Annotated in this window: 19 protein-coding genes and 5 pseudogenes; 14 read left to right on the forward strand and 10 right to left on the reverse strand. The window is 68.0% G+C overall.

All coding sequences use genetic code 11. The features are described from left to right. Positions 1 to 129: 129 nt before the first annotated feature. Positions 130 to 492: pseudogene (locus GTY58_RS40355) on the reverse strand (alpha/beta hydrolase); the annotation flags it as partial. A 430-nt stretch (positions 493 to 922) separates the two neighbouring features. On the opposite strand from GTY58_RS40355, the pseudogene GTY58_RS03900 reads away from it, so the two are divergent. The 3 genes and pseudogenes from GTY58_RS03900 to GTY58_RS03910 all read left to right on the forward strand — a co-directional run bounded on the left by GTY58_RS03900 (position 923) and on the right by GTY58_RS03910 (position 3,677). Beyond that, positions 923 to 1,890: pseudogene (locus tag GTY58_RS03900) on the forward strand (helix-turn-helix domain-containing protein). 63 nt (positions 1,891 to 1,953) lie between these two features. Continuing rightward, positions 1,954 to 2,100: pseudogene (locus tag GTY58_RS03905) on the forward strand (alcohol dehydrogenase); the annotation flags it as partial. Positions 2,101 to 2,726: 626 nt separating this feature from the next. Further along, positions 2,727 to 3,677, forward strand: a complete 951-nt coding sequence (locus tag GTY58_RS03910) for an SDR family NAD(P)-dependent oxidoreductase (RefSeq protein ID WP_037651120.1) — start codon at positions 2,727 to 2,729, stop codon at positions 3,675 to 3,677. A gap of 1 nt (position 3,678) precedes the next feature. On the opposite strand, the gene GTY58_RS03915 is transcribed toward GTY58_RS03910, so the two are convergent. The 6 genes from GTY58_RS03915 to GTY58_RS03945 all read right to left on the reverse strand — a co-directional run bounded on the left by GTY58_RS03915 (position 3,679) and on the right by GTY58_RS03945 (position 8,580). After that, the gene (locus GTY58_RS03915) at positions 3,679 to 4,500 is read right to left on the reverse strand and encodes a hypothetical protein (protein ID WP_010982163.1); all 822 of its coding nucleotides are present in this window, start codon (positions 4,498 to 4,500) and stop codon (positions 3,679 to 3,681) included. A gap of 61 nt (positions 4,501 to 4,561) precedes the next feature. Continuing rightward, positions 4,562 to 5,548, reverse strand: a complete 987-nt coding sequence (locus tag GTY58_RS03920; protein WP_010982164.1) for an NAD-dependent epimerase/dehydratase family protein — start codon at positions 5,546 to 5,548, stop codon at positions 4,562 to 4,564. 309 nt (positions 5,549 to 5,857) lie between these two features. Continuing rightward, a complete protein-coding gene (locus GTY58_RS03930; protein WP_037651118.1) occupies positions 5,858 to 6,211 on the reverse strand; it encodes a VOC family protein in 354 nt (117 codons plus the stop codon). Positions 6,212 to 6,708: 497 nt separating this feature from the next. Continuing rightward, positions 6,709 to 7,197 carry a DUF4265 domain-containing protein gene (locus GTY58_RS03935; RefSeq protein ID WP_037651114.1) on the reverse strand — a complete coding sequence of 163 codons (489 nt, stop codon included), beginning with the start codon at positions 7,195 to 7,197 and terminating at the stop codon, positions 6,709 to 6,711. A 61-nt stretch (positions 7,198 to 7,258) separates the two neighbouring features. Continuing rightward, a complete protein-coding gene (locus GTY58_RS03940; protein ID WP_010982166.1) occupies positions 7,259 to 7,522 on the reverse strand; it encodes a hypothetical protein in 264 nt (87 codons plus the stop codon). Between the two features lie 104 nt (positions 7,523 to 7,626). After that, a complete protein-coding gene (locus GTY58_RS03945) occupies positions 7,627 to 8,580 on the reverse strand; it encodes a LysR family transcriptional regulator (RefSeq protein ID WP_010982167.1) in 954 nt (317 codons plus the stop codon). 104 nt (positions 8,581 to 8,684) lie between these two features. Here GTY58_RS03945 and GTY58_RS03950 point away from each other — a divergent pair, with 104 nt between their 5' ends. From GTY58_RS03950 to GTY58_RS03960, 3 genes and pseudogenes are all read left to right on the forward strand, one after another. Beyond that, on the forward strand, positions 8,685 to 9,578 hold the full coding sequence (locus GTY58_RS03950; protein ID WP_010982168.1) for an NAD(P)H-binding protein: 894 nt from the start codon (positions 8,685 to 8,687) through the stop codon (positions 9,576 to 9,578). 73 nt (positions 9,579 to 9,651) lie between these two features. Then, a complete protein-coding gene (locus GTY58_RS03955) occupies positions 9,652 to 10,017 on the forward strand; it encodes a darcynin (RefSeq protein ID WP_010982169.1) in 366 nt (121 codons plus the stop codon). Positions 10,018 to 10,432: 415 nt separating this feature from the next. Beyond that, positions 10,433 to 10,607 (forward strand): annotated as a pseudogene (locus GTY58_RS03960) (IS701 family transposase); the annotation flags it as partial. A gap of 31 nt (positions 10,608 to 10,638) precedes the next feature. Here GTY58_RS03960 and GTY58_RS03965 read toward each other — a convergent pair. Next, entirely contained in the window at positions 10,639 to 11,271 is a 633-nt protein-coding gene (locus tag GTY58_RS03965) for a glyoxalase (protein WP_010982171.1), read from the reverse strand. Positions 11,272 to 11,670: 399 nt separating this feature from the next. On the opposite strand from GTY58_RS03965, the gene GTY58_RS03970 reads away from it, so the two are divergent. From GTY58_RS03970 to GTY58_RS03980, 3 genes and pseudogenes are all read left to right on the forward strand, one after another. After that, positions 11,671 to 13,116, forward strand: coding sequence for a S41 family peptidase (locus GTY58_RS03970; RefSeq protein WP_010982172.1), 1,446 nt, complete (start codon positions 11,671 to 11,673; stop codon positions 13,114 to 13,116). An 81-nt stretch (positions 13,117 to 13,197) separates the two neighbouring features. Continuing rightward, positions 13,198 to 13,380 (forward strand): hypothetical protein, encoded by a 183-nt coding sequence (locus GTY58_RS03975; protein WP_010982173.1) that lies wholly within the window; start codon positions 13,198 to 13,200, stop codon positions 13,378 to 13,380. A 174-nt stretch (positions 13,381 to 13,554) separates the two neighbouring features. After that, a pseudogene (locus tag GTY58_RS03980) lies at positions 13,555 to 13,716 on the forward strand (LysR family transcriptional regulator); the annotation flags it as partial. Positions 13,717 to 13,777: 61 nt separating this feature from the next. Here GTY58_RS03980 and GTY58_RS03985 read toward each other — a convergent pair. Beyond that, positions 13,778 to 14,467, reverse strand: a complete 690-nt coding sequence (locus tag GTY58_RS03985) for a haloacid dehalogenase type II (RefSeq protein WP_037651110.1) — start codon at positions 14,465 to 14,467, stop codon at positions 13,778 to 13,780. 248 nt (positions 14,468 to 14,715) lie between these two features. After that, positions 14,716 to 14,892 carry a CsbD family protein gene (locus tag GTY58_RS03990; protein ID WP_010982176.1) on the reverse strand — a complete coding sequence of 59 codons (177 nt, stop codon included), beginning with the start codon at positions 14,890 to 14,892 and terminating at the stop codon, positions 14,716 to 14,718. 179 nt (positions 14,893 to 15,071) lie between these two features. Here GTY58_RS03990 and GTY58_RS03995 point away from each other — a divergent pair, with 179 nt between their 5' ends. From GTY58_RS03995 to GTY58_RS04015, 5 genes are all read left to right on the forward strand, one after another. Then, positions 15,072 to 15,242: a hypothetical protein gene (locus GTY58_RS03995; RefSeq protein ID WP_010982177.1), complete on the forward strand. Its 171-nt coding sequence runs from the start codon at positions 15,072 to 15,074 to the stop codon at positions 15,240 to 15,242. A gap of 335 nt (positions 15,243 to 15,577) precedes the next feature. Then, positions 15,578 to 15,931: a PRC-barrel domain-containing protein gene (locus GTY58_RS04000; protein ID WP_010982178.1), complete on the forward strand. Its 354-nt coding sequence runs from the start codon at positions 15,578 to 15,580 to the stop codon at positions 15,929 to 15,931. Positions 15,932 to 16,146: 215 nt separating this feature from the next. Next, a complete protein-coding gene (locus tag GTY58_RS04005; RefSeq protein ID WP_010982179.1) occupies positions 16,147 to 16,986 on the forward strand; it encodes an RNA polymerase sigma factor SigF in 840 nt (279 codons plus the stop codon). A 134-nt stretch (positions 16,987 to 17,120) separates the two neighbouring features. Next, positions 17,121 to 17,315, forward strand: coding sequence for a hypothetical protein (locus tag GTY58_RS04010; protein WP_037651109.1), 195 nt, complete (start codon positions 17,121 to 17,123; stop codon positions 17,313 to 17,315). Between the two features lie 57 nt (positions 17,316 to 17,372). Beyond that, the gene (locus GTY58_RS04015) at positions 17,373 to 18,359 is read left to right on the forward strand and encodes a helix-turn-helix domain-containing protein (protein ID WP_037651206.1); all 987 of its coding nucleotides are present in this window, start codon (positions 17,373 to 17,375) and stop codon (positions 18,357 to 18,359) included. Positions 18,360 to 19,084: the final 725 nt, after the last annotated feature.

The raw sequence follows: 19,084 nt of genomic DNA on the forward strand, positions 1-19,084 counted from the left end.
TCGCCGTTGGTCAGTACGAGATCGATGCTTTGGTCGATGGGTCTCGCCGTTGTCGTAGGCGTGCGCCAGCGTCTCCTGGAACTCGTGTGTCACACCGAACGGAGCCGGCGGGGCGGGTGCGACGAGCACTACGCCCTTCAGTCCGGCGGGGCGGCGAGAGGCGAGCGCCTGAGCCACCTTTCCGCTCATCGAGTGGCCCACCACGACGTATTCGCCGTGGCCGAGTTCGTCGATGACGCGCTCGGCGTCGTCGGCGAGCTGCTCGATGCCGTAGGGGCCAGGAACCTGGGTGGACTCACCCCAGCCGCGGTGGTCGTACGAGACGAACGCCCGCGCGGGGCTGAGGAGTTCGATGACCGGTCGCCAGGTGCGGTGGGAGCCACCCCAGTAGTGGAGGAAGACCAGGGTCGGCCCGTCGCCCTCGCGGACGTGGCCGTAGATCCGCCCGTCCTTCACGTTGAAGTACCGGCCGATCGGGGTGTAGGTGGTCACGGTGTCGTGTTCCTTACTTGGGCCGGTGCTGAGCCGCTGTGCTGCGGCCGCTGTCGGCGTGAGCCTCGGCGGTGGGCCATGCTGCGCATGGCTCCATCGTCGTCCGGCCCTTCTCGATCAACCACAAGCTCGTATGCCACCCTTCGCAATTTTCGGGACACACAAGCGGACGGTCACTCGCTGACCGACAGAGCCGCGCCGCTGCCCTCGGTGACCACGGCCGATGGCTGCGATCACGCCGGCGCCATCCCCCCCACTGCTGCGCTGATACGGCTGCTCGGGTTGCTGGGGCATGGGAACGCTCCGGGCACACCGTTCACCCTGCCCGTCCGAGCCGCACAGCCGACGCATTCACCGGCCATGGGCCGCCAGACATTCCTGCGGTTCCCGGGCAGCCTGTCCAGAAAGTTACGGTCGTAGCCTTGGAGCCATGGCTCCCCATCGCGTCGCGGTCCTGGTGCTGCCCCTGGTGCTCCCCATCGATCTCGGCATCCCTACGCAGATCTTCAACGCGCGGCCCAACACCCCGTACGAACTCACGGTGTGCGGCGGAGCCCGTGGCAGCATCACGACCAGCACCGGGTTCACGGTCGGAGACACAGCAGGACTGCCTGCTTTGGCCAGGGCGGACATGATCATCGTGCCCGGCTACTGGGAATATCAGCGGCCACCGGCACCCGAGGTCACGGCAGCTCTGAAACTTGTCTTCAGCCGAGGCGCCCGCATCGCCTCCATCTGCACCGGCGCCTTCGCACTGGCCGCGGCCGGGCTGCTCAACGGCCGTACGGTCACCACGCACTGGGCCAGCGCCGACGAACTCGAAATGCTCTACCCCCAGGTCCGGGTGGACCGCAGCGTCCTCTACATCGACGACGATCCCCTGCTGACCTCCGCGGGCGTGACCGCCGGCATCGAGCTGTGTCTCCATATCGTCCGCAAGGACCTCGGCGCTGCCGACGCCAACGACATCGCCCGCGAACTGTTCGCCGCACCGCGACGGCGGCCAGGCCCAGTACATCACCCAGCCCCTGCCCGAACCCACCGCTCACACCCTCGCCGACACCCGCGACTGGGCCCTGAGTCACCTCGACGAAACCCCTCACACTGGAGGTTCTTGCCCGGTACGCTCGCGTCTCCGCCCGCACCCTGGTCCGCATGTGGCGCCAGGAAACCGGCATCACCCCACACCAGTGGCTGCTCACCGCACGCATCAACCACGCCCGCGAACTCCTGGAAGTCACCGACCTCGGCATCGAACAGATCGCCGCCCAAAGCGGCCTCGGAACCAGCACCAACCTCCGTGCTCGATTCCGCGACACCCTCGGCACCACACCTTCCGCCTACCGGCGGACCTTCCAGGAAACAACCATGGCGGGGCCCCAAACCCGCCAGAAGTGAAACCCAAGAACCTGCGCGCCGAGGTGAGACAGGTCGACCGTGGCGGCGGCTCGGATGTCCCGAAAGGACGTCGAGGACACCATGGCGTTCAGCGCCCTGCACGGCATCCGCCCCATGACCGAAATCGTGCCACTGGACCGCGCGGACGAGGCCTACCAGAAGATGCTCGCCGGCAAGGCCCGCTTCCGGATGGTGCTCACGGCCGGCTGACACCCATCAGCCGGTGCCGCTCTCCAGTCACACCCCGCCTCGGCCAAGTCCCTCACTTCCGATCCGAGGCCACCCGGCCGAGGCGGATTCCGGCAGCGCCTGCCCTGGTCCGGTTGTTGCGGGCTTCGTCCTGCTGGCCGTGGGATCCGCGGGCCCCCGCCTCCAGAAGGCTGCGCTCGTGCCGGCAGCCGCGGACCTGGGTTGAGCAAGACGCGCATGGGGTCTGCGAGGGCGCGAGGTTGGATGCGAGCCGGGATGGCAGCACCGCCTCAAAGGCTTAACGCAAAATCAGGAAGGCCGTCGAAGAACTGATCGCCGAACGGGGCAGCGACAAGCCCTCGGGCTCGTGGTGGCATCTCGTCTTCTCCGGACCATGGAAACGATCAAGGGTGAGGGCTTGTTGTGCCTGAGCGTCCCAGTTGGCAATTGCGCGCTCCGGTTGGCCAACGTGACGCTCAGCGGCGCGGTGCGGCGATGGGCCGGCACCGCGTCGGCGGGATGTCGGCCGTCCGGCGGGACTGTCGGTGATCCATAGGCGATGTGTCGGTGGCCGCCGGAACCATGGGGGTCGAGTTGCCCAAGGGAGCAGCCGCAGCCGCCTTCCACAGCAAGGGACCCCCGTCACCATGTCATCCACTTCCTCCACCCCGCCATGGAATGTCCAACGGCTGCCCGGTGCCGATGGCCGCGTCTTCCTGGTCACCGGCGGCAACGCCGGCATCGGGTACTTCGTCGCGGAGCAGTTGTCGGCAACCGGAGCCACCGTCGTACTCGGCAGCCGAAATCCGGCCAAGGCCGAGGCCGCCACGGCCTCGATCCGTGCGCGTGTCCCCGGTTCGCGGGTGCGGGCCGTACGGCTGGACCTCGCCGACCTCTCGTCGCTCGAAACAGCGGTGGAATCGCTGGAGGTGGAGCGTCTTGACGCGGTAGTCCACAACGCCGGCGTCGCGCTTGACGACCCTCCGCGCGAGGAGACCGGGGACGGTCACGAGCTCATGTTCGGCACGAACCACCTCGGGCACTTCGCCTTGACCCAGTGGCTGATGCCGCTGCTGTCGGCTGCGCCGGCTGCCCGCGTCGTGACCATGGGCAGCTTCGCGGCAAAGTCCGAGCGGCTCGACCTGGACGACCTGCAGTCCCGGAAGGACTACCAGCCCAAGCGCACCTACGGGCGCTCCAAGTTGGCACAGATGTACTTCGGCGTCGAACTCGACCGCCGCCTGCGTGCTGCCGGCAGCACGGTGGCGAGCGTGGTGGTCCATCCCGGCGGCGCGCTGGACTCCCTCACCCCGTCGCGGCCACCGGTCCATGTGCGAAGTACCGGCGCCCGGCTGAGCGCGGCACCTGCGGCCCTCCTCCTCCAGGGCAAGCACGCCGGCGCATGGCCCGCGGTCCGAGCGGTGCTCGACCCGGCCGTGCGTGGAGGCCAGCTGTGGGGACCGCGCGTCTTCGGCCTGCGCGGCGAGCCCCGACGTGAACCGGTGTGGGACCACCTCGCGGACCCCTCCGTCGCGGCGCGGTTGTGGGACGCGAGCTGCGATCTGATGGGCACCGACCTCAGCACCATCTCCGGATAGCTCAGGCACGCGCGCGTTGGCCAACAGGTTGGCGAGCAGTTCCTGGGCACCTGGGGTGTGCAGCACGACGGTCTGGACGCGTGGGTGGAAGGCGTCGAGGTCGAGGATGTCGCGGGCGGCTGCCGGGTCGTGCAGGCGGTCGCGGACGTCTTCGACCCGGACGGCCGTGGGCGGTGGCCCGTCGTTGAGGTGCAGGCAGCCGAACGAGATCAGGCGGGCTCCACGCTCTCCCCGCCTCATCGCCCAGGAAGGTCGCCATCCGCTTGCCGAGCAGCGTCTGGCCCGGCTTGTTCCACCGCGTGTCGCGCGAGCCGAGCGCGTCGATCACGGCGAGGTCGCCACCCTCGTCGCGGGCGAAGGCTCGGGTGGGCAGCGCGGCCTTGCCCACCGGGTTGGCGGCGACCACCTCGTCGGTGTTGGCCGGCGTCCCGTCCGGCGTCACGATCACCTGTCCCGTGAGCGTGACCGCGTCGCCCGCCGGGTACGGCACGCGCATGGTCTCCACCACGCCGCTGAGCATGACGGCGAAGCCGACTGCCGCGATCACCGGAGCGGTGAGGGAGGCCGCCCGGCGCGAGTTGGCGCGCAACTCCGCCCGCACGCGCGTCTGGACATCCCCGAGGTTTCTCCGCTCGTCGCCCAGCTCACCGCGGCCGAGGAGCAGCTCTCCGCTGCCCACCAGGAGCTGCGCAGTCTCATCCGGGGGCTCAACCCGCCGGTGCTCGCAGACCACGGCCTGGTCGCCGCCGTTCAGGACCACGCGAGCCGCTTCCCCATCCCGGTCACCGTCGATCTCCAGTTGCCGGGAAGACTTGCCCGGCAACTCGAGCAGAACCTCTGGTGCGACTCGGCCGGCCAGATCACCGACAGCTCAAGGACGGTTCTTATCCGAAGGACGCCAGAAGTTCGCGCTCTCTGTCCGGGGCGAGTCCCGCGCGGCGTGGCCGGTGCAGTCCCTGCTCGCGTTCCCAGCGCAGTGTGTCGGCGAGGAGGCCGGTGCGGGAGCGGTGGCGCAGGCCCGCGGCAGTGGCGGCGGATCCGTCGCGCGCCGCCCAGCCCTCCCACCCCGGTTCGACCACCCACATGGGCAGTGAGTCGGGTCCCATGTACTGGGCCACTCCGTGCGCGAGGAGCTGCTGGGACGGCACGGTGATGACCGCTCCGGTGTGTCCGCCGACGCTGCGGGACAGCTCGATCCACTCGGCGAAGGGCACAGCCGGGCCAAGCGCGTTGTAGGTGCCTGTGGTTCGGTGTTCTGCGATGTCGAGGAGCCATGTCGCCAGGTCGCGCACGTCGATGGTCTGCGTCGGGGCGTTCGGGGTGTCGGGGACGAGCAGCGGCGCGTGGGGGGCTCGGGCGGCGCGGGCGACCCAGTAGCCGGAGCGGTCGCTGTGGTCGCCGGGCCCGCCGATGAGTCCGGCGCGCGCGATCAGGAGGCGGTCGGCCAGGGCCGTCCGGGTGAGCGTTTCGCAGGCGGACTTGGCCTCGCCGTACCGGTCACGGTCGACCTCTTCGCGGTCTGTGGCGGGCAGCAGGGCGGCGGACTCGTCAGCACCGGGCTCACCGTGGGAGGCGTATGCGCTGACCGAGGAGACGTAAATCCAGTGACGTGCCCGTGCGCCCAGGGCCGCAACTGCTTTCCGTACGAAACCGGGTTGCCAGGAAACTTCAAGCACAGCGTCCCATTCCCGGCCGGGCAGGGACGCGTACGCGGCGGGGTCTCGCCGGTCTGCGGCCACCAGGCGCGCGCCTTCCGCCACGGGACCGCTGTCGCCACGGGCCAGGCACGTCACGCGGTGGCCCCGGTCGAGGGCCTGCCGGGACACTTCACGCCCCAGCCAGGCCGTACCGCCGAGGACCAGGATCTCCATGCGCTCCATGGCGGAACTCAATCAGCACGGCCCGATCACGCCAAGAGGCTTCTGCCGAGGGCAGAGCCCGCGTCTGGCGTTGCATCCCCATCCTCCAGCCGTCAGCTGCGAGCACTGCCTGCTGGTCCGGCACCACATCGCAACTCCCCGCAGCTGCGGCAGGACCGGTTCCTGGACGAGGCACGAGAGACCGCGGGCCCGATCCGGCTGATGCGTTTGTTCGGCAGCGTCTCGCGCACCGCGATCCACTACGTCCGCGCGGCGGCCCACCCCGAATGCCTCACCATCGACCCCACCCAGGTGTGAGCCTTACTGACGCCGCTGGCCAAGGACACAGAACTCGTTGCCTTCGGGGTCTGCCAATACAACCCACGATTGATCACCCTGGCCGATATCGACACGCTGTGCGCCATGAGCCACCAGACGAGCCACCTCGGCGTCCTGGTCGTCAGGCCTGAAGTCGAGATGCAGTCGGCTCTTGGCCTTCTTGCTCTCATCAATCCGGACGAAGTCCAACCCCGGCAGGCGATCCGGCTCCGGGCGGATCTCGAACTCGTCATCGGAGGAGTGGACCACTACCCAACCAAGAGCCTCGGCCCACCACTGTCCCAGGGCTGCCGGATCTACCGAGTGAACAATTACCTGTTCCCATTCCAAGGTCATCCGCAGAGCTTAGACCTACCGGGGCTTCGAAAAACAGGGCACTCAGGCCTCCCTCATCGGGCTGAACCCGGGCACTTTTCCCCCGCGGAACAACCGCCACCCACAGGCTCGGCACACACCAGCGTTCAGATTCCGCGAACCCGGTGGTTTCGGAGTACGACCGCTGCGCCGCCTCCGAAGTGCTTGTCACCCGGTGTCAGTTACGGTAGCTGAATCTCGGCCCGGGCGGTCACGACCCCGTCGCGGTCCTGCGTTGCACGTGGTGCCTACCGGCCCCGCTGGTCGTGCATCCATCCCACCCGGGCTTGGCTGTACCGCGTCGGTCTGGCGAAGCCCAAGCGTGTGCCGGCGCTCGCTCAGGAGCGGGCGCTGGACCGGGTTATGGCCGCCGGGCCGACCCGCCTCGCTTGCGGCCGGCGCTTTCACAGCTGTCTGCCGCTCAAAAAGTTCGGCTCCCGCCTTCTCCGGAGCAACGCCGCGAAGCATTCCGGCAGATGTCAGGCGTTCCACCATTCGTCGGTGCCACAGCCGACCTCGTAGTGCCACCATCCTTCGTCTCGCCCCCGCTTCAGGAGGGCCTTGATCCCGGCGAAGTCCGCGCCTGCCGGTGCGGTGAAAGCCACCATGGGGAAGTCCTCGCTGAAGACCTCGCCTCCGAGCCCGAACGCCGAAAGGCGCTGACGCACCGCCTGCGGCCTACGTCCGAGGGGACCGGTGGGCACGGGCACCACACGGATCGTGCAGTTGCCGGAGGAACTGACCCGGTGGACAGCCCAGTGGAGCCCGTCGGAGTCGGTTCGGTACCGCACTACATCGCCCTCGGCGATCCCGTCCTGAAGGAAGGGAGCGTTCTGCACACTCGCCGTCTCGTCGCCGAGTTTCGTCGCCCACAGGCCCTCGGTGTCCTGCGGGAACCACCCCTCGCGAGGGATGAACCGGAAGCGGACCTTGATCTTCTCGACCACGTTCTCCATGACGGCCATCATGCGCCGATCGTCAATGACGCCTCGCACCAGGTCTGAGCTGGAGCCCATAACATCCGGACTCTTATGGTGCGGCCGCAGTGGCGGTGCGAGCAACGATCTCTCGAGAGGTCGGGACACCCAGATTGACGGCTCCCTGCTTCCGGGCGATCTGCGCGTCGAGTTGGGCGATCGTTTCGTCGGCGTGGGTGAGGCTGCTCTGCAATCCTTCGATCTCGCCGAGCCAGCCCTCGCGTTCGGCTTCCAGAATCCGTGCGAGGAGGTCGTCGCGGATCTCGACGAGCCGCGGACGCTCCGTCGCGTGAACGATCAGGACGGAGCACCCCACGCAGGCTTCTCTGAACTACCGCACTCGACCTTCGGTGCTGGTGTCAGCGCCTCGCTCGGATCTTGTTGCCGCCTGGTCGTGGCTGTCCCGGTGCCTCGGTCAGATCATGTGGTTGGGCTTCCGGGTGTGCGGAGGGTTCGGCGGATGGCGTTGCGCAGCCAGTGGTGGGCTCCGTCGGCTGTGTGTCGGGGGTGCCAGGCCATGCCGATGGTCAGTGGAGGCAGTTCCAGGGGGATGTCGAGGAGAAACAGTCCGAGGGCGATGGCGTCGTCGGTGAGGGGGGAGGGGGCGGCGCCGGGGGGTGCGGCAGGTACGAGGCAGACGACGTCGCTGCGGGTGGCGAGGGTCATTGCGGCCAGGTGGCTGGGGAGGACGAAGCTGACCCGGCGGTGGAGGTTCTGCTCCGCCAGGGCGGTGTCGAGGGGGCCGCTGAACCGGCCGCGGCGGCTGACCGCGACGTGCTCGGCGGCGGCGAGCCGGGCCGGGGTCAGGGGTCCTTCGGTGAGGGGGTGGCCGGGCCGGACGGCCGCCATCATGCGGAGGCTGACCAGTTCTTCGACCTGGGTTTCGGGGTCCACGTGGTCGATGGATCCGATCTCCAGGTCTATCCGGCCGTCGCGCAGGGCGGTTCCGGCCTCCAGTTCCTCGGCCCGGAGCCGGAACGAGACCCCCGGCGCTTCCTGCTGGGCCAGGTGCAGCAGTCCAGGCGCCAGTGCCGCGCCGACCAGGTCGGCGGCTTGGAGGGTGAAGGTGCTGCGCAGGTCGGCGGGGTCGACGCCTGTGCCTGGGCTGAGCAGTGCTCCGAGGCTGCGTACCACCGCGGCGGCTTCGTCGCGCAGGGACTGGGCGCGTGGGGTGGGGACCATGGCCTGTCCGGCCCGGACCAGGAGGGGGTCCTGGAGGATGCGACGGAGGCGGGCGAGGGTGCGGCTCATGGCGGCGGGCGAGGTGTGCAGGCGGGCGGCGGCGCGGGTGACGCTGTGCTCGGCCAGGAGGGCGTCCAGCGCGATGGCGAGATTGGCGTCGATGACCGGCTCTGGGCTGTTCACCAGCATCATTCCATTTCAGTCAATGATTCCGTGCTGAAGTTCCCATTGTGGCAACACGGTTGCCCTCCGCAGGATGAGGGTCGTACCGATCCGGCACGACCTGCGAGGCTTTCATGATCGTTATTACCGCTCCCACCGGGAACATCGGCCGTCACCTGCTTTCCAGGCTCCTGGAGTCCGCCCCCGCCGCGGGTGAGGAACTGCGCGTGATCGTGCGCGACCCCGCCCGGCTTCCGGACGCGGCGCGCGGACGTGTCGAGGTGATCACCGGCTCGCACGCAGACACCGAGGTCCTCGACCGGGCCTTCGAGGGTGCGGACGCCGTCTTCTGGCTCGTCCCCCCGGACGCCTCCCTGGCCCCGCACGACGCCTACAGCGGCTTCACCCGCCCCGCCGTGAAGGCGCTCGCCGTCCACGGTGTCGGCCATGTCGTCGGGGTCTCGGCGCTCGGCCGCGGCACCCCGGTCGCCGACCGCGCCGGCCTGGTCACCGCCTCCCTCGCCATGGACGACCTCATCGCCGGTACCGGTGTTGCCTACCGGGCCCTGGCCAACCCGTCCTTCTTCGAGAACCTCCTGGAGGAGTCCGACTCGATCCGCGACAAGGGCGTCTTCACCGACACCGTCGACGCCGACCGCAAGGCCCCCCTCGTCGCTGTCGCCGACATCGCGGCCGCCGCCGCCGGCCTGCTGCTGGACCGCTCGTGGACCGGCACCGGCAGCGTCCCGGTCCTCGGGCCGGAGGACCTGTCCCCCAACGACCTGGCCCGCATCATGACCGCACAGCTCGGCCGCCCCGTCCGCTACGAACGCCAGCCGCTCGACGAGCTGTACACCACCCTCGTCGGCTACGGCCTCAACGAGGCATTCGTCCAGGGCGTCGCCGACATGAAGCGAGCCAAGGACGAGGGCCTCGACGCCGGTGTCGCCCGCACCCCGGACACCGCCTCCCCCACCGGCTTCGAGCAGTGGTGCGCCCAGACCCTCAAGCCCGCCGTCCTCTCCTGAGGGCCCACCACCCGTCGCCGGAACACATGGTGCCCAGCGCACCAAGACCACCTACACCTTTGGAGACGTCCTGATGCCCACTGAGGAAACCGAACCGCCGGTCACGGCGTTCATGCTCGTCAAGACCACACCCGAGTGGCTCGCCCTGACCGTCCAGGAACGTGTGGACGCCTTCACCACCCAGGTCCTGCCCGCGATCGAGGCCAGGACCAGCGGCGTCAGGTCACGCTTCTACGACACGGAGTTCTACTCCGCTCGCGTCACCGACGTCTGGGTGTGGGAAGCGGAAGACCACCACGCCTACCAGCTCCTCATCGACGCACTGCGCGAAACCCCGTTCTGGGACCGCTACTTCGAGGTCGTCGACCTCCTCGTCGGCACCGAGAACGGCTACGCCCGCACCTACGGCCTCGAACCCGTCGCCACCATCACCACCTGACACGCCGCCCACACCGACCGCGCGACTGATCCGATGTCCTCCTGCCACAACCGGCCATGGACATCGGACCAGGAAGAACGAGAGATATCGGCTGTCCGGACAGGCGCCGTAGTCGTGCTCGATGCGCCGGCGGACCTTGGCCAGTCGGATCAGCTCAGAGATGGCCGTGTCGGTCGGCAGGTTGGACAACCAGTACTCGGTGGGTGCCTCGGCGCCGTCGGGCCATTCGATCAGCAGCCGGCAGTCCGGCAGGATCCCGTCCCACCAGCCTTGTTCTGCCGATGCCGTGGCTTTGATCGGGCGCTCGACGGCTTTGCCGGCCGTACGGACGTATGGCGGCGAAGCGGGAACGTAACTCTCCTCGTGAGCCCTGGCGCCAGGCGAGGGTGGTGAAGCCGTTCGCTCGGGTCCCGCCAAACACGGCCTGGGCCTGCACCACTTCGAAGGCCGTTCCTGGTCCGGCTGGCATCACCACATCACCCTGGCGACCGCCCTCCCACGCCTTCCTCACCGAACAGCGCCTGTCCCCAAATGTCCCCGGACCAGCCTCACCCTTTACCAAGTCCTCGACACCCTCCAGAACACCCTGAGGTGCTGGACAGGCAACGGAGCTGACTCGGCTCAGGCGGTGGCGGCCAGCGGGGCAGTGGCTTCCCAGACGAACCCGTCCGGGTCGCTGAACGGGCCGGCGGCGCTGGAGAGCACGAGCCGGTGCGATCCGGTGCCGTCGGCGGGGACACCCGCGTCCTTGGCGAGAGCACGGCGCTTGTACAGGGCCAACTTGACGGGGCCCGACCCGGTGGCGAACTCGACGTACTTGCCGCCGAAGCTCTTGCCCACGGTGAGGCCCTGCTCGACGTAGAACTGCTTGCTGGCCTTCACGTCCTCGACGCCCAGCAGGAGCACGAGCTCGTCGAAGTCCCGGGTGACCGGGCCAGTGTCCTTCTTCGTCGACGTCGCGATCTTCCAGATCGTGCCGTCCGGGGCCTGAACGGTGCCGCCGTAGCCCCACAGCGACTTCGAGGCGGGCTTGAGGGCGGTGGCGCCGGCGTCGAGGGCCGCACCGACGAGGGCGTCGACGTTGCCCGGCTGGGACACCACGAGCGACAGCGTGAAACCACGGAAACCGGTGGTGGGGGCCTCGGAGGCGCGCAGGCGCACGTGCGACGAGTCCAGTCCGAAGGCGGTGGAGTAGAAGCGGGCGGCGGCCGTGGTGTCGGCCACCTCAAGGGTGACGGAGGCGATGGAGTTCATGTCTTCGACGATAGGGGCGGCCGGGTCACCGATGCTTCTCCAAAACTGCCCAGTTCGGCCGCGGCCCCGAGCCACGGGCCCGAGCGGCCTTCCGACCGCCGCGGGAACCCACCTGGACGGCGGCCGGTAGCTGCACCACACCGTCACCAGCGACCCCGACTACCGTCGACGTCCTCACGCTGATCGTGCCCTGCGCCCGCGAGCGCGGCTGCGTCGGCCGGCAACTGGAGGACGAGCGTGACCTGCTGGAGCTCCTCGCGGACCTGCACTGTGGCTTGCTGACGACGCTGGGGTGGGGTTTACCCCCGTGCGGGTGGGCCAGTCAGCCGGATACCGGGCCAGGACCGTTGCGAAGATCATGAGTTCCGAAGCTGACAAGACGGACAGGAAGGAGCGACCGTGCTCAGCAGGAACTCACCGGTCGAAGAAGCCAGGGCGCCCAGGTGGCGAGCAAGGAGCAGGCGCGCCACGGCCGTTGTTCTGCTCGCCCTGGTGGCCGGCACGGAGCTGGCTGCCGGCCCTGTCGCTGCCGCGCCGCATGCAGCCGACCGCGTGGATGGCGTGTGGCGCTTGGACGGCTACGGCACCGTGCTGTCCGTCGAGGACGGGCGGCTGCGGGAATACCAGACGACCGCCGTCAGCTGCCTGCGCGGCGACACCGCACGGCGCACAGGCCAGGCCGGCAACTCGGTGATCTATACCGGCGACGACACGACCGTCTACCGGATACGCCCCGCAGCGGGCAAAGCCGGCGCGACCCTGCACTTCGACGGCTCGGTCGGCGACCGCCGGCTGCGGCGCCTTCCGGCACTGCCTGCCAGATGCACCGAGGCTGCACCGACGGGAGCGCTGGCGACCTTCGACGTCTTCTGGCAGACCTTCGAGGAAAACTATCCCTTCTTCGCAGCCAAGAAGACCAACTGGCAGACAGTCAGGGACCGATACCGTCCAAGGGTCTACGACGGGATGCCGGACACCGAGCTTTTCGCCCTTCTGCGGGAGATGGTGCTGCCGCTGTACGACGCGCATGTGGGTATCGACGCCGGTGACACCGGGAGCTTCGCGCAGAGCCGCCCCGGCACTATGCCCCCCGGCCCCGGACTCGACCAGCAGGCCCAGCGCTTCGTCGAGCAGCACGACCTCGCCGGCATGCGGCTGCGGACCTTCGCGAACGGCCGTATCGGGTACGCCCGGTTGCCGGACGGAACCGGCTACCTGCGGGTCTCCGGCTTCGGCGGATACGACGGCGACAGCCCTGCCTACGCGCGCAACAGCGCCGTCCTGGATGAGACGCTGAGCCAGGTGATCAGGCCGGGGCTCCGGGGTCTGGTGCTGGATCTACGGATCAACGGGGGCGGTTCCGACGCGCTGGCGCTGCAGATTGCCGAGCGCCTGACCGATCCCGCGTACGTGGCCTACGCCAAGCGGGCACGCAACGACCCGATCGACCCAGGTCGCCACACCCGCCCGCAGCCGGTACGCGTCCGGCCGGCAGCCGACCGGTTCCGGTACACCGGCCCAGTCGCAGTGCTCACCGGCGGTGAGACCTACAGCGCCGGCGAGACCCTCACCCAGGCCCTCATACAGCGCCCGGCGAGGACCGTACGCATTGGACAGAACACGCAGGGCGTCTTCTCGGACGTTCTGGAGCGCACCCTCCAGAACGGCTGGTCCTTCGGCCTGCCGAACGAGGAGTACCTCACCCCGTCCGGCGGCAAGACCTTCGACGGCGAGGGCATCCCCCCTGACATCCGCACCGGCAACTTCCTTGAGGAGATCGCCAACGGAACCCACGACTCCGCGTTCACACAGGCTCTCGCGGTAATACGGCGCCGCGCCGAGTAATGCCGTTCCCGTCCCCTTGCCCGACAGCAATGCCAGCGGCCGGGTGCTGTCCGTTCTCGTGGACATCGACCCCAGCCTCGAGTGGTTCGTATCGGCATCCCGGAGCCGTACGCCACTCGGCGCACCGAGGCCATGGCCGACCGGGACAACGCCTTCTGGGGCGAGGCCATCCCCACCATGGAGGAGATAACCGGCAGGAAACCGCGTTCGCTGGCCAACTTCCTGTCCGACTACGCGACCGCATTCGCCCGGCAGCCGATCTGAGCTCTCGGAGGACCAGGCGCGCCCACGAGATCATTAACGCAATTGCGGATATAGCCTCACATTTCCCACCTGGTACTCCGGGGTTGGACAAACCTGCTCAACTGCCCACCCGACGACACGGCCCGGAGGAAGTAGCTGGGACATGGCGTCTACACGTACACGGTGGGAGATGTCGTGGATGTCGATCTGCGCAAGCTGCGCTACTGCCTGGTGGTGGCCGAGGAGTTGCACTTCGGTCGGGCCGCCGAGCGGCTGCACATCACCCAACCGGTGCCGTCCCGGCAGATCCGCGCGCTGGAGCAGGAGCTGCACGCGCGGCTGTTCACCAGGAACAAGCAGACCACGGTGCGCGCCTCAATCCGACTCTGGCTCCGCCGATGACCCGCCGGATACTCCCCTAGGCATGGTCGAGTCGGTCGGCCATGCCGGCCAGGTCGTCGGCGTGCAGGTCGAACCCGTCCGAGGAGGTGGGCGGGTCGCCGACGGGGCGGGCGACGTAGGCGGTGCGCAGGCCAAGGCTCTGTGCTCCGCGCAGGTCCCAGGCGTGGGCGGCGACCATCAGGAGCCGCTCCGGCGGTCGCCCGGAAACGGTGACGGCCAGCTGGTAGACCGCTGGGTCCGGCTTGTAGGTCCGGGCGTCTTCGGCGGACAGGGCCTGGTGCCAGCGCAGTCCGGCGTGCGCGTTGAGACCCAGCAGCGCCGTCCGGCTCGCATTGGAGAGTCCGATCAGCGGGAACCGTTCGGCGAGCCGGGCGAGCCCTGCCACGGTGTCAGGCCACGGCGGGAGCCTGCGCCCCGACAGGGCCAGCGCCGCTACGGCGGCCGGGTCGTCGACTCCGACGGCGTCGGCGACGAGCCGGGCGGCTTCCAGGTCGAGGACGTCGCTGGTGAGGTAGGGCCGGACGCCGTCGAGGATGCGACGTTGCTCGCGGTCGATGTGCTGCTGCCACAGCGACAAAAGCTGCTCGACCCTGGGATCGTCGAGGGATGGGTCGAGTTCACGAATGCCGGCGCGGATACCGGCGGGTTCGTCGACGAGCGTGCCGAGCACGTCGAACACGACGGCATCGATCTCCAGCTCTGACATGGGCGAGGTCTCCTGGACGAAGCAGGGGCGTAGGAGTGGCTGTTCACCGAACGCAGCGGGAAGCACCCTGATTCCCGAACCGCACGACCTGTGCGGCAACCGCATCAACGTCGCCGACCATCGCGCCGCCAAGCCGCAACCCACGACCGGCGCAGCGCCTCTGCTTGACTGCTGGGTGGGCGCGTTGCGGGTATCGGACAGCACAGATCCCGGCAGCCAGCGGGCTGCCGGGATCAAAAGTGTTGCGCCTACTTGCGCTTGATGGCGTCCTTGGCCTTCTCCTTGGCCGCGCGCAGGTCGCCCTTGGACTCCTCGGCGTGCCCCTTGCCCTTCAGGGACTCGTTGCCCGCCGCACCGCCGACGACCTTCTTGACCTTGCCCTTGGCCTGCTCGCCGTTGGCCTGGGCCTTCTCGTCCGCAGCCACAACCACTCACCCCTGTCTCACTCGAAAACGGTTCACTCCCCTCTCACCCCGAACTCCACTCTCAAACGGAAGATTGCCGCACGGGCTTTTCGTAACTCTGGGATCTCTGAAAACTACATAAGATCCGCAGGAGTGGAGATCGTTCCGCAGGGCACACGACGGCTCGGAGGTTGATAACTATGGTTCCTGTTCTTCTCGTTCTTCTGCTCGCTCTGATCCTCTTCGGTGCCGGTTTCGCACTCAAGGCCCTGTGGTGGATCGCTGTCATCGTGCTGGTCGTGTGGGTGCTCGGGTTCGTGATCCGTCCTGCGGGAAGCGGCGGTAAGCGGGGCCGCTGGTACCGCTGGTAGGCGGGCACTGATCACGACCTGACCTCGGTGGGCCCCGACGCCACCTCTCGGGGCCCACCCATGTCCCGTCTCCCTGTCACGGCGGGACGAAAGCGGTGATTCTGTTGATTCGGGGTAGTTGGAGGCCATGGCCGGAGGATGCCGTGGCGCCAGGAACCACGGCCTCCAGCACGGCACCTCCGGCCATACATATTTCCTCCCGACATAAATGTGTGGGGTCCGGGAGGCAGGGCACCCGGCCTTCTGAGAAAACGTCACCGAATTCGATGACGTCTGTACGACTTTGCAGTTCAACTGCGAGGGCAGCAAAAAAATCTCGATGAGGGAGCCGTTTTATGAGTGACAGCATCTGGGGCTACCAGCCGACCACCGGCCACACCGCGGGCACCGACCTGATCGGATACAAGGTCGAGGCCACCGACGGCAGTATCGGGAAAGTCGACAAGCACTCGGACGACGTCAACTCCTCGTACCTCGTCGTCGACACCGGCGTGTGGATCTTCGGCAAGCACGTTCTGCTGCCGGCCGGGACCGTGAAGACGGTCGACCAGGCCGAGCGCAAGATCTATGTCGACCTCACGAAGGAGCAGATCAAGGACTCCCCGGAGTTCGACAAGGACAAGCACGCCGGTGACGCCGGCTACCACGAGCAGGTCGGCAGCTACTACCAGAGCCACCGACGCGTCTGACCTCACAGCGCCACCCCGCAAGTGGGGCCGACCAAAGTGTCTTTGGTCGGCCCCACTTCTCGTGCGCCAGCAAGCGTCGTCAAGCGGATGGCCCGGGGTTGCCGGCTCCGTTCCCGGATCGTGTGGTGTGCATTCCCTGAACGGGGGTACGCGCCTGGTGCCGGTCTCCAGCAGCCGGCGGCACGGGGGCTGGATACACGTGGGAGGGCCCTGAGATGACAGTGACCGAGGCAACAAGAGCGCGGACGGTGGCGCTGCCGGAGATAGCGGACCCCTCGGGGGTCGCTCCCAAGGATGCCCGTCAATTGTCCCGGCTGTTCTTCGACAGGCTCGCCGTTCTGGAAGAGGGCACGCCCGAATACCAGTACGCACGTAACACCCTCATCGAGATGAACGTCACCCTCGTCCGTTTCGCGGCCGCGCGCTTCCGCAGTCGCAGCCAGGACGAGATGGAGGACATCGTCCAGGTCGGCACGATCGGGCTGATCAAGGCCATCGACCGGTTCGAACTCACCCGCGAAGTCGAGTTCACCTCCTTCGCGGTCCCCTATATCGTCGGTGAGATCAAGCGCTTCTTCCGCGACACCTCGTGGGCCGTGCACGTCCCTCGCCGCCTACAGGAAGCCCGCATCCAGCTCGCCAAAGCCACCGAGGAGCTCCAAAGCAGGCTTGACCGCATGCCCACGGTCAAGGAACTCTCCGAGCTGATGTGCCTGAGCGAGGAGGAGGTCAACGAAGCACGTCTGGCTTCCAACGGCTACACCTCCTCCTCCCTCGACGCCACCATCAGCTCCAGCAACGACGGCGAAGCCGCGCTGGCCGACTTCATCGGAACCGACGACAACGCCCTCGAACTCGTCGAGGACTTCAACGCCCTGGCCCCCATGATCGCCGAACTCGACGACCGCGAACGGCGCATCATCCACATGCGGTTCGTCGACGAACTCACCCAGGCCCAGATCGGCGAACACCTCGGCGTCTCCCAGATGCACGTGTCCCGCCTGCTCTCCCGTACCCTCGCCAAGCTGCGCGAAGGCATGCTCACCACCAACTGACCCCACTCGTTCGCAACACACCGGCGGCGCTCCGCACCCTGCGAGGGTGGGGAGCGCCGCCCGTTCATTCCAGCAGCCGGGTACGAGGCGGCCGAACGCAAAATCGCTCGGCCGGCCGAGCGGACGCACTCGGCTTGCCCGTCGCCTTCCGCGTCCAGACCCTCGAAGCTGGGCCCGATCCCCACCAGGCGCCGGATGTCGGCATCGACCTGGGCGTCACCCTGCCCATCACTCTGTCGGAGGGCGAAACGCACGAGCCCGGCGAATGGCTGACCCGCAAGGAGCAGGCCGGGCGGGCCCGCGTGATGCACGCAACGCAATCGGGGTGATCTCCGCGTGGAAGGATCTCGACGGGAGTACCGGCGCGGGGATCGGGGATGAACGGAATGATCGGGAGCGTGTTCCGGACTGCGGACGTGCCTGCGGACAACCGGTTCGACTATTGGTGGGAACTGATCGGCCGGACCCGCTCAAGCGAGATCATCAGTGCTCACGCCGCTGACTTCTGGGCGGAGTACCGGCTGATGGAGTTAGGTCCGGTGGCCGTGTGGTCGGCGTCGTTCCTGCCGTCGCGTTACCGGCGGAGCCCGAGAATGGTACGTCAGTCCGATCCCGAGACGTACCACCTGACGCTGCTGCTGGACGGCGGACTGGCTCTCGACCATGCCGGGCGGACCGACACGTTCGGTCCACGTGACCTGCACCTGGCCGACAGCTCACGGCCGTACGATCTCCGGTCGACGGGCGATCGAGAGCACCACGTCGTCAAGGGAGTGGCCGTGGACTTCCCCAAGGCGCTGCTGCCCCTGCCACCGCACCTGGTCCGGGGGTTGCTGGGCCGGGGGTTGTCGGGGCGGGAGGGCCTCGGTGCTCTGCTGACGGACTTCCTCGTCGGCCTGGACCGGCAGGCCGACACTCTCCAGCCGTCCGACGCGCCACGTCTGGGCACAGTCGTACTCGACCTGCTGTCCGCCTGGCTGGCCCAAGTGCTGGACGCGGAGACCGCCCTGTCCCAGGAGACCCGCCGGGTGGCCACGGCGGAAAGCATCCGGGCGTTCATCCGACAGAATCTGCACGATCCGGAGCTGTCGCCACCCGTGATCGCCGCCGCGCATCACATATCCCTCAGCTACCTGCACCGGATCTTCCAGCAACAGGCGCAGGGCGAAACGGTCGCGGCCTATATCCGCAGTCAACGGCTGGAAGGCGCCTGCCGCGACCTGGCCAGCACCTCACTGCGCACCACTCCCATCTACGCCGTCGCCGCCCGCTGGGGCTTCCTCCACGCCTCCGACTTCACCCGCACTTTCCGCACCGCCTACGGCCGCTCCCCCAAGGAATACCGCCTTCAGGCGCTGTACGTGCCGGAGTAGACGCTCAGCCAGGCGGCATCAGCCGGCTTCAACCGCTTCAGGCCTCGCCTCGACTCGTCGCGCCGTACGCCGATGCCGCGACGGGTACGCGGACAGACCACCGCCGCCCCAGTCCGGACCTTTCGGCTGTAGACGCAGCGTCAAGGAAGTTGGACGTATTGCTAACGACAGCCGGACAGCAGCCCGTCATTCTTGATCCGTCGACAGCCGTCATGGATCGCTGGGTGAACAGGTCAGGGAAGCGTGGACAATTACAACTTCGGCTGGGTCACGTCGCACAAGTACAACAACAGCGCGAACGCCTCCATCTGGATGGCCGGGATGATGCTGGATCCCTCCAAGCCCGCACTCTGCCCGTGAACGGCTTCAGCAGCAACATAGGTGTGGACGGCGTCGGGGCCGGGTGGAGGACTGTGCCTGGGTAACGCGGTTCCTCAGACCGTCATCGTCGAGTAGGCGGTGGCACATGACGCCCGGCTGAGCGCCCAACGCTCGCAAGGCGGGGCAAGTCCAGGCAGATCAGCTCCAGCCGTTGACCGGCGACTTCGGCTGCCCCACCGAGCCACCGCTCCCGACACCGCGTCCGGGACGGTGCCGAGAACCAGCACTCATCACATCACAACCGCCGCTGGAATCACTCCGATCACCACGAATACTCTTCTGGAGAAGACATGATGTGGAAACGCATATTCGCAACGTCCGCAGCCACGCTGACACTCCTCGGT

The sequence above is a fragment of the Streptomyces sp. SID5469 genome, assembly GCF_009862865.1.
Lineage (GTDB): Bacteria > Actinomycetota > Actinomycetes > Streptomycetales > Streptomycetaceae > Streptomyces > Streptomyces avermitilis.

Coding starts and splice junctions, on each gene's coding strand:
- GTY58_RS03935 (WP_037651114.1), bottom strand. CDS start 7,197: ATGATGGCCGTCATGGAGAACGTGGTCGAGAAGATCAAGGTCCGCTTC.
- GTY58_RS04000 (WP_010982178.1), top strand. CDS start 15,578: ATGAGTGACAGCATCTGGGGCTACCAGCCGACCACCGGCCACACCGCG.
- GTY58_RS03920 (WP_010982164.1), bottom strand. CDS start 5,548: ATGGAGATCCTGGTCCTCGGCGGTACGGCCTGGCTGGGGCGTGAAGTG.
- GTY58_RS04015 (WP_037651206.1), top strand. CDS start 17,373: ATGATCGGGAGCGTGTTCCGGACTGCGGACGTGCCTGCGGACAACCGG.
- GTY58_RS03930 (WP_037651118.1), bottom strand. CDS start 6,211: ATGACCTTGGAATGGGAACAGGTAATTGTTCACTCGGTAGATCCGGCA.
- GTY58_RS03950 (WP_010982168.1), top strand. CDS start 8,685: ATGATCGTTATTACCGCTCCCACCGGGAACATCGGCCGTCACCTGCTT.
- GTY58_RS03965 (WP_010982171.1), bottom strand. CDS start 11,271: ATGAACTCCATCGCCTCCGTCACCCTTGAGGTGGCCGACACCACGGCC.
- GTY58_RS03995 (WP_010982177.1), top strand. CDS start 15,072: ATGGTTCCTGTTCTTCTCGTTCTTCTGCTCGCTCTGATCCTCTTCGGT.
- GTY58_RS03910 (WP_037651120.1), top strand. CDS start 2,727: ATGTCATCCACTTCCTCCACCCCGCCATGGAATGTCCAACGGCTGCCC.
- GTY58_RS03985 (WP_037651110.1), bottom strand. CDS start 14,467: ATGTCAGAGCTGGAGATCGATGCCGTCGTGTTCGACGTGCTCGGCACG.
- GTY58_RS03945 (WP_010982167.1), bottom strand. CDS start 8,580: ATGATGCTGGTGAACAGCCCAGAGCCGGTCATCGACGCCAATCTCGCC.
- GTY58_RS03955 (WP_010982169.1), top strand. CDS start 9,652: ATGCCCACTGAGGAAACCGAACCGCCGGTCACGGCGTTCATGCTCGTC.
- GTY58_RS04005 (WP_010982179.1), top strand. CDS start 16,147: ATGACAGTGACCGAGGCAACAAGAGCGCGGACGGTGGCGCTGCCGGAG.